Below are 7,298 nucleotides of genomic sequence, written 5' to 3'. Positions count from 1 at the left end.
TGTGGAACCACCCGATCCCATCCCGAACTCGGAAGTGAAACGCAGCTGCGCCGATGGTAGTGTGGCTCAAGCCATGCGAGAGTAGGTCATCGCCAGGGTTTACACCCAAAACCCCGCTGCTCACGCAGCGGGGTTTTTCTTGTGCGCAGGAAAGACCGGGTAATGCCGGCCACTGGCCGGCAGACGCGTTGATGGAACCGCCGCGAGCGGCGGCGCCAACCAAGGTTGGCGACTGCCGATGGCAGAGGGATCAGCGGTAGATCCACGCCATGCGTGGATGCTCTCCGCGAGGAACCCAGGCGCCAACCAAGGTTGCCAACTAACCCACAGCAGGCCCGCGCCGCAATCGTTTGCCGAATAGGTCCACGCCGCGCGTGGATGCTCTCCGCGAGAAACCACGGCGCCAACCAGTGCGGGCCGCTACCGGCGTGACCCATCACGCACAACACGCAAAAAAACGGCGCCCCGCGGGCGCCGTCTTCATCGGGATCACCTGAAAAACGGGATCAGGCGACCAGAGCCTCCTCATGTGCTTCCTGCTGGCGGAACACCGAGACCGCCTCAGTCAGCGTCCCCGCCTGCGATTGCAGCTCACGTGCGGCAGCGGTGGCTTCTTCCACCAGCGCCGCGTTCTGCTGCGTGGCCTGATCCATCTGCACCACGGTCTGGTTGATCTGCTCGATACCGGTCGACTGCTCCTGCGACGCTGCGGAAATCTCGCGCATCAGGTGGCTGACATCCTCCACGCCGCCCACAATGCCCTGCATGCGTTGGCCGGCGTCGGCCACCAGCTGGGCACCTTCGCCCACCTGCCGGCCTGCTTCGTCGATCAGCTTCTTGATCTCCTGTGCGGCCGCCGCCGAACGCTGTGCCAGCACGCGCACCTCGCTGGCCACCACGGCAAAGCCTCGGCCCTGCTCGCCGGCGCGAGCCGCCTCCACCGCTGCGTTCAACGCCAGGATATTGGTCTGGAAGGCAATGCCGTCGATGACGCCGGTGATGTCGCCGATCCGCTTCGAGGCACCTTCGATGGCCTGCATGGTATCCACCACCCGCTGCATGGCCGTGTTGCCGTCACTGGCAGCGCTCTGCGTGGAGGCGGCCAACGCACTGGCCTCACGCGCATGGGCGGCGTTCTGGCGCACGGTGGCGGTGAGTTCCTCCATCGATGCTGCAGTCTCCTGCAGGTGCGCGGCCTGGCGCTCACTGCGCTCGGACAATGCGCCGTTGCCGGCGGCAATCTCGCTGGCGGCGGTACTGATCGACGCCGCACATTCCTGGATGCGACCGACCATGCGTGCCAACTGCCCGGCCGTGGCATTGGCATCGCGCTGGATCGCAGCGAAAGCGCCGTGATACTCGCCGTGCATGCGCCGATCCAGATCACCGTTGGCCAATGCCGAGAGCATCTGCCGCACTTCGTTGACGGTGCTGCCGAGCGTATCGAGCAGCTGGTTGATGCCACCGGTCAGGCCATCGAGGAAGCTGGCACCTTCAGTGGCCTGCAGGCGCTGGTCGAGGTCACCGGCCGCTGCCGCTGCAACGATGCCGGCCACGGCGTTCTCCAGCGCGAGCTCATGGGTGCGGTCATGCCACTCCACGGCGAAGCCCAGGCGCATGCCCTGCGCGTCGAACACCGGGGTGACCACCTGGGCGAAGTGCACCGGTCCGATCTGCACCTTGCCGTTGTGCGTGACCTGCAGGCCGTTGAGGATGGCGCGGATACGGTCCGGGTTGGCATGGAAACGATGGATGCTGCTGCCGACCAGGCGTTCGGCGTCGAAATCGGGGAAGGCCTGTCGCAGCGTCGCCTGCTGGTTGCGCAGCAGGGCTACCACCGAGCGGTTCACATAGCGGATCACGTGGTCGTTGTCAGCGATCATCATCGCGGTGCGCGAGGCATCCAGCGCCTGGCGGATCTGCGCGTTCTCCGCATGCGCCGTCGCCTCGCGTCCACGCTGGGCCTGCACGTGGCGTGCAGTGTCGGCCAGGGCGTGGGCGAGTGAACCCGGTGCATAGGCGCTGGTGTCGGCATGTGCACCAAGATCGGCACCGGTGGCGATGTCACGTGCCAGCGCGGCAAGCCGATGCGGGCCATGGCCAAGGGCCTCGGTCTGCTGCCGAAGGCGCAGTGCGACCTGGCCGAGGAACAAGGTCAGGCCCGCGAACATGCCGGCCTGCAGCAGCGTTGGCCACGCGGCAGCGCCCGCCTGCAGCGGTGCCAGCAGCGCGAGCGTGCCGACGCCACCGGCCAGCCACACCGGAAGGCGATCGCGGTGGCCCAGCAGCACGCCCAGCAGCAGGGCAATCGGCAATGCCGGTGACAGGCCGGCGATCGCGCACAACACGGCCAGCTGCAACGACAACAGCAATGCCAAGCCGTTGCGGGCGACGGCCCGGCCCGCCTGCGGTCCGCCGAACCACGCGGCTGGCAGCACGGCGACGGCCACCAACGCGGCGGCCTGCAGCTGCGGACCCCGCAGGGCCAGCACCAGGCCAGCCAGGGCCAGGACCGCGCTGCCGATCAGCAGGCGGCGGTCAGCGCGGCGGGCGAGCTGCTGCAGATGCGGCAGGCGGGCGGTATCGGGGGGGCGGGAGGATGCAACGGACATCGGCGACTCCTGGATCAGCAAACGACAACGGCCACGCCGCGGCGCACGCAGGAGTGCGTGACCAGGGCGCGAGCCGGGAATTCGGGGAATGCGACGCGATCAGCGACGCGGAGACGGGACACCGTGACCACATCCTGTGGGTGGCGGTGCAATGGAGCGGGCATGCGGACTTCCTTGCAGAACCAGACACACGCCGCAGGCCCGACCGGACCTGCGTGCTGCGGACGCAGGGGCCCGCAACTGATGTATCGGCCGCAGACGCGCAGAGTGAAGCGCGTCGGTGCCTGCGCTCAGCCGCCGTTGTCGTTGTTGAAGAAGTGCAGGATCACATCTGCGATCTGTTCCGGATCTTCCATGTGCAGGTGATGGTTGCCGGGAAACACCGCCAGACGGCCATTGCGCAGGTGCTGCAGGCGATCACTGCGCATCGGCTCGGGATAGTAGGACTGTGCCGGCGTGGCGTAGATCACCTGCGTCGGGCAGGCAATGGCCTGCAGCAGGTTGTCGATCTGGCCTTCGCTGAGGCGGATCGCAGTGGGCAGCATCAGGCGCGGGTCGCTGCACCAGCGGTAGCCGCCTTCGACAGGCTCCACGCCGCGCTCGACCAGCAGCCGTGCACAGCGTTCGCTGAGCTGGTTGGTCATCATCCGCGCGCGGATCGGCGCGGCGAGGTCGGGAAACACGCGCAACTGCTTTCGCGCCAGCCCACGCGTGGCATTCACATGCTCGCGCAGGCGGTTGGCGGTTTCTTCCTCGGGACCACGCAGGCCGCCGAGTGCTTCGATCGCCACCAGCCGTTCGACCCGATCACTGACCGAGGCGGTGAGGCTGGCGATGCCGGCGCCCATCGAATGGCCGAGCAGGTTGAAGCGGTCCCAGCCCAGTGCATCGGCGACATCGAGTACGTGGCAGATCGCGGCGGCCGTGGTGTAGCTGGCACCCGCCGGCAGATGCGCGCTGTGGCCGTGACCGGGCAGGTCGATCGCCACCAATTGCAGCGACGACAGATGCGGCGCCAGCGGCACGAAGCTGGCCGCGTTGTCGAGCCAGCCATGCAGGGCCAACACGCGCGGGCCGTCGCCGTGGTTGCGCAGGCCGGCGACGCGCGCGCCACCGACCTCCAGTTCAAACGGCTGCAGACTCATGCCAGCGAGGCCACGGCCAACCGCGCCAGGGCGCGAGCGTGTTCCGGATCGGCGTTGAGGCACGGGATGTAGCGCATCGTCGCGCCGCGCTCGGCCAGCGTCTCGGTGAACCCCAGCGCCACTTCCTCCAGCGTTTCAAGGCAATCGGTGGCAAAGCCCGGGCAGACAACGTCGATCTGCTTCACGCCGGATTCGGCCAGCGCCCACAGGCTGGGTTCGGCATAGGGCTGCAGCCAGCGCTCGCGGCCAAACCGCGACTGGTAACCCATCTGCCACTCGTCCCTGCCCAGTTCCAACGCCTTGGCGATGGCCTGCGCACTGGCCTCGCAGCGCTGCGGATACGGATCGCCTGCATCGGCCAGGCGCTGCGGGATGCCGTGGAAGGAGAACATCAGCTTCTGGCCGCGACCGTGCTGTTCCCAGTAGCGGCGGATCGAGCCGGCCACGGCCTCGACCCAGCCCGGATCGACCGAGTAGTCGCGCACCAGGCTGACGGTTACGCCCGGGTTGCGGCGCTGCCAGGCATCGACGCGATCTTCGACCGAGGCGGTGGTGGTGGTGGAGTACTGCGGATACAGCGGCAGTACCACGATGCGGCGCGCACCGTCGGCCGCCAGGCGGTCGAGCTCGCTGGCCAGCGCCGGTTCGCCATAGCGCATTGCATGGCGAACCTTCAGGGTCGGCAACAGCGCTTGCATGGCCTGGGCCAGCTGGCGCGTATGCACCATCAGCGGAGACCCTTCCGGTAGCCAGACCTGGGCGTACTTGGCCGCTGAACGGCTGCTGCGCAGCGGCAGGATCAGTCCGCGCAGCAGCGGCTGCCACAGCAGTGGCGGGATCGCGACCACGCGGCGGTCGGACAGGAATTCAGCCAGGTAACGGCGTACGGCGGGGGCCGTCGGCGTCTCGGGCGTGCCTAGGTTGACCGCCAGCACGGCGGTATCGGGTGCGTCGAGCATGGGCGGTATTGTCGCCGATCCGGCGCCGTGCCGGGATGCAGGGTTCGGATTGCAGGCATAGCGCGCGTCAATGTGAGCAGGGAACGCTCATTGGGGATTCATGACAACACTACTAATTTCAGTCACTTGCTATATCTTCCTATGGACTGACTTCTGGAGCCTGCCATGCGTCGCCCGATCCAAGCCCTGCTGATCGCCGCCAGCCTGCTGTCCAGCCAGGCCATGGCCGGACCGCAGGAAGACCAGCGTGCCCGCAATGCCGTGCGCGTGCTGGCTGAAATCCAGGAAATCCCTGAACAGGGCATTCCGGACAAATTGCTCGACGAAGGCCGCGCGGTCATCGTCATTCCCGACACGATCAAGGCCGGTCTGGTCATTGGCGGTCGTCGTGGCCACGGCCTGATGTCGGTGCGCATGCCCAATGGCGCCTGGTCCAATCCGGTGTTCGTGAAGCTCACTGGCGGCAGCATCGGCTTCCAGGCCGGTGTGCAGTCCTCCGATGTGGTGCTGGTGTTCCGCAACGACCGCAGCCTGGACAATCTGGTCAACGGCAAGTTCACGCTGGGCGCCGATGCCGGTGTCGCCGCCGGCCCGGTCGGCCGCAATGCCGCCGCTGCCACCGACGGCCAGCTGAAGGCCGAGATCTGGTCCTGGTCGCGCGCCCGCGGCCTGTTCGCCGGTGTCGCGCTGGATGGTGCGGTGCTGCAGATCGATGATGCCGCCAATCTGGATGCATACGGCAGCAACACCACGCCGCGCATGATCTTCGAAGGCCGCGCCGCCGGTTCGCCGTCGATGGATGTGGTCGCCTTCCGCGATCGCCTGGAAGAGGCCACCTACGCCGCGCGCAACAACCGCAGCGGCAACGGCGGCAGCGCCCCGCGTCCGGCAGCGGCCCCGGGGGTTGCTCCAGCGCCTGTTCAGGCAGCGCCGGCCGCCCCAGCCGAGGCCACCACCGCGCCGCTGCAGAACGTGCCGCAGAACCCGCCGCCGCAGCAGCAGGGTTTCCAGCCGGTCAACGACGGCGAAATCCGCACGGAAACGCTGGGCGGAAACTGACTTTCGTCACGCGCGCCGGCTAACACCCGGTGCGCTATGCTCGACAGCCTGATCACTAACGTAACGAGCGTCTTTATGGGCAGTTTCAGCATCTGGCATTGGTTGGTCGTGCTGGCCATCGTCCTGCTGGTGTTCGGCACCAAGCGCCTGACCAGCGGCGCCAAGGATCTCGGTTCGGCGGTCAAGGAATTCAAGAAGGGCATGCGCGACGAAGACAAGCCGAACGCGCAGCTGGGCGATGAGTCGCGCAGCCAGGACGCCTCGCGCACTGCGCAGGACGAGCACGACCGTAACGCTCGCTGATCCGGAGCGGTTGCGGTGTTCGATATCGGCTTCAGCGAACTGCTGGTGATTGCAGTGGTCGCCCTGGTGGTGCTCGGTCCCGAGCGCCTGCCCAAGGCGGCCCGCTTCGCCGGCCTGTGGGTGCGTCGTGCCCGCAATCAGTGGGATTCGGTGAAACAGGAACTGGAGCGCGAACTGCAGGCCGAGGACATCAAGCGGCAGATGCAGGACGTGCGCCAGGGCATGCAGGACACCGAGAACCAGCTGCGCGCCAGCGGTGAAGCGATCCGTCGCGAAGCGCAGGAGGCCCAGCAGCAGGGCGATACGCTGGCGCAGGAGGTTCGCGCACCGGCGCCTGCGGATCTGCCGCCGCATATGAGCGCTGCGCCCGATGCCGGTGCGCCGGCACAGGAGAGCGTTGCTCCCGAGCCGACGCCGGCGACACCCCCTGAAGCCGGTGCGCCGCCGCCGCAGAGCACGGAGCGCCAGCCATGAGTGAACAGGATTTCGGCGAAAGCTCGCTGGTCGAACATCTGGTGGAACTGCGCGGCCGCCTGGTGCGCGCACTGCTGGGCCTGGGCGTGGTGCTGCTGGCCCTGCTGCCGTTTACCCAGAAGCTGTACAACGCGCTGGCCGAACCGCTGGTGTCGCAGCTGCCGAACGGGCAGACGATGATCGCCACCAACCCGGCCGGTGCCTTCTTCGCACCGTTGAAGCTGACCTTCTTCGTGGCCCTGTTCGTGGCGGTGCCTTGGCTGCTGTACCAGCTGTGGGCGTTCGTTGCCCCGGGCCTGTATGCGCGTGAGAAGCGCCTGGCGGTGCCGTTGCTGGTGTCGTCGGTACTGCTGTTCTACACCGGCTGCGCCTTCGCCTACTTCCTGGTGCTGCCGGCGGTGTTCCATTTTTTGACCACCTTCAGCCCGGACGTGATTGCGATCACTCCGGATGCGAATGCCTACCTGGATTTCGTGCTGGCGATCTTCTTCGCTTTCGGCGGCAGTTTCGAACTGCCGGTGGCGATGGTGATCCTGGTGCTGCTCGGCTGGGTGACGCCGCAGCAGTTCAAGGAAGGCCGCGGTTACGCGATCGTCGGCATCTTCGTGGTGGCGGCGGTGCTGACCCCGCCGGACGTGGTGTCGCAGCTGATGCTGGCGATCCCGATGTGCCTGCTGTACGAGCTGGGCATCCACGCCGCACGCTGGCTGGTGCCGTCGTCGGTAGTGAAGAAACCCGCCGCCTGA

At 67.3% G+C, this 7,298-nt stretch carries 7 protein-coding genes and 1 rRNA gene; 5 read left to right on the top strand and 3 right to left on the bottom strand.

Features of this window, described 5'->3' with window-relative positions; translation table 11 throughout:
• Positions 1-98: ribosomal RNA gene (gene rrf / locus AC5QAH_RS17005) — 5S ribosomal RNA — on the top strand; the annotation flags it as partial.
• A gap of 408 nt (positions 99-506) precedes the next feature.
• Here rrf and AC5QAH_RS17000 read toward each other — a convergent pair.
• The 3 genes from AC5QAH_RS17000 to hemH all read right to left on the bottom strand — a co-directional run bounded on the left by AC5QAH_RS17000 (position 507) and on the right by hemH (position 4,716).
• Positions 507-2,612, bottom strand: a complete 2,106-nt coding sequence (locus tag AC5QAH_RS17000) for a methyl-accepting chemotaxis protein (protein WP_049454236.1) — start codon at positions 2,610-2,612, stop codon at positions 507-509.
• A gap of 290 nt (positions 2,613-2,902) precedes the next feature.
• Entirely contained in the window at positions 2,903-3,757 is an 855-nt protein-coding gene (locus AC5QAH_RS16995) for an alpha/beta fold hydrolase (RefSeq protein ID WP_049454234.1), read from the bottom strand.
• A complete protein-coding gene (gene hemH, locus AC5QAH_RS16990) occupies positions 3,754-4,716 on the bottom strand; it encodes a ferrochelatase (RefSeq protein WP_043399679.1) in 963 nt (320 codons plus the stop codon). The genes AC5QAH_RS16995 and hemH overlap by 4 nt, the downstream gene beginning before the upstream one ends.
• Before the next feature lie 165 nt (positions 4,717-4,881).
• On the opposite strand from hemH, the gene AC5QAH_RS16985 reads away from it, so the two are divergent.
• From AC5QAH_RS16985 to tatC, 4 genes are all read left to right on the top strand, one after another.
• Complete coding sequence (locus AC5QAH_RS16985) at positions 4,882-5,775, top strand: YSC84-related protein (protein ID WP_049454232.1); 894 nt, start codon at positions 4,882-4,884, stop codon at positions 5,773-5,775.
• A gap of 75 nt (positions 5,776-5,850) precedes the next feature.
• Complete coding sequence (gene tatA / locus AC5QAH_RS16980; protein WP_005420453.1) at positions 5,851-6,078, top strand: Sec-independent protein translocase subunit TatA; 228 nt, start codon at positions 5,851-5,853, stop codon at positions 6,076-6,078.
• Positions 6,079-6,093: 15 nt separating this feature from the next.
• A complete protein-coding gene (tatB, locus tag AC5QAH_RS16975; RefSeq protein ID WP_049454230.1) occupies positions 6,094-6,552 on the top strand; it encodes a Sec-independent protein translocase protein TatB in 459 nt (152 codons plus the stop codon).
• Positions 6,549-7,298, top strand: a complete 750-nt coding sequence (gene tatC, locus AC5QAH_RS16970; RefSeq protein ID WP_010482410.1) for a twin-arginine translocase subunit TatC — start codon at positions 6,549-6,551, stop codon at positions 7,296-7,298. The genes tatB and tatC overlap by 4 nt, the downstream gene beginning before the upstream one ends.

Source organism: Stenotrophomonas sp. YJH_SMC_43 (assembly GCF_059372535.1).
The sequence above is the reverse complement of the archived record's forward strand: the minus strand, read 5'-3'. Positions and strand labels throughout refer to the sequence as shown.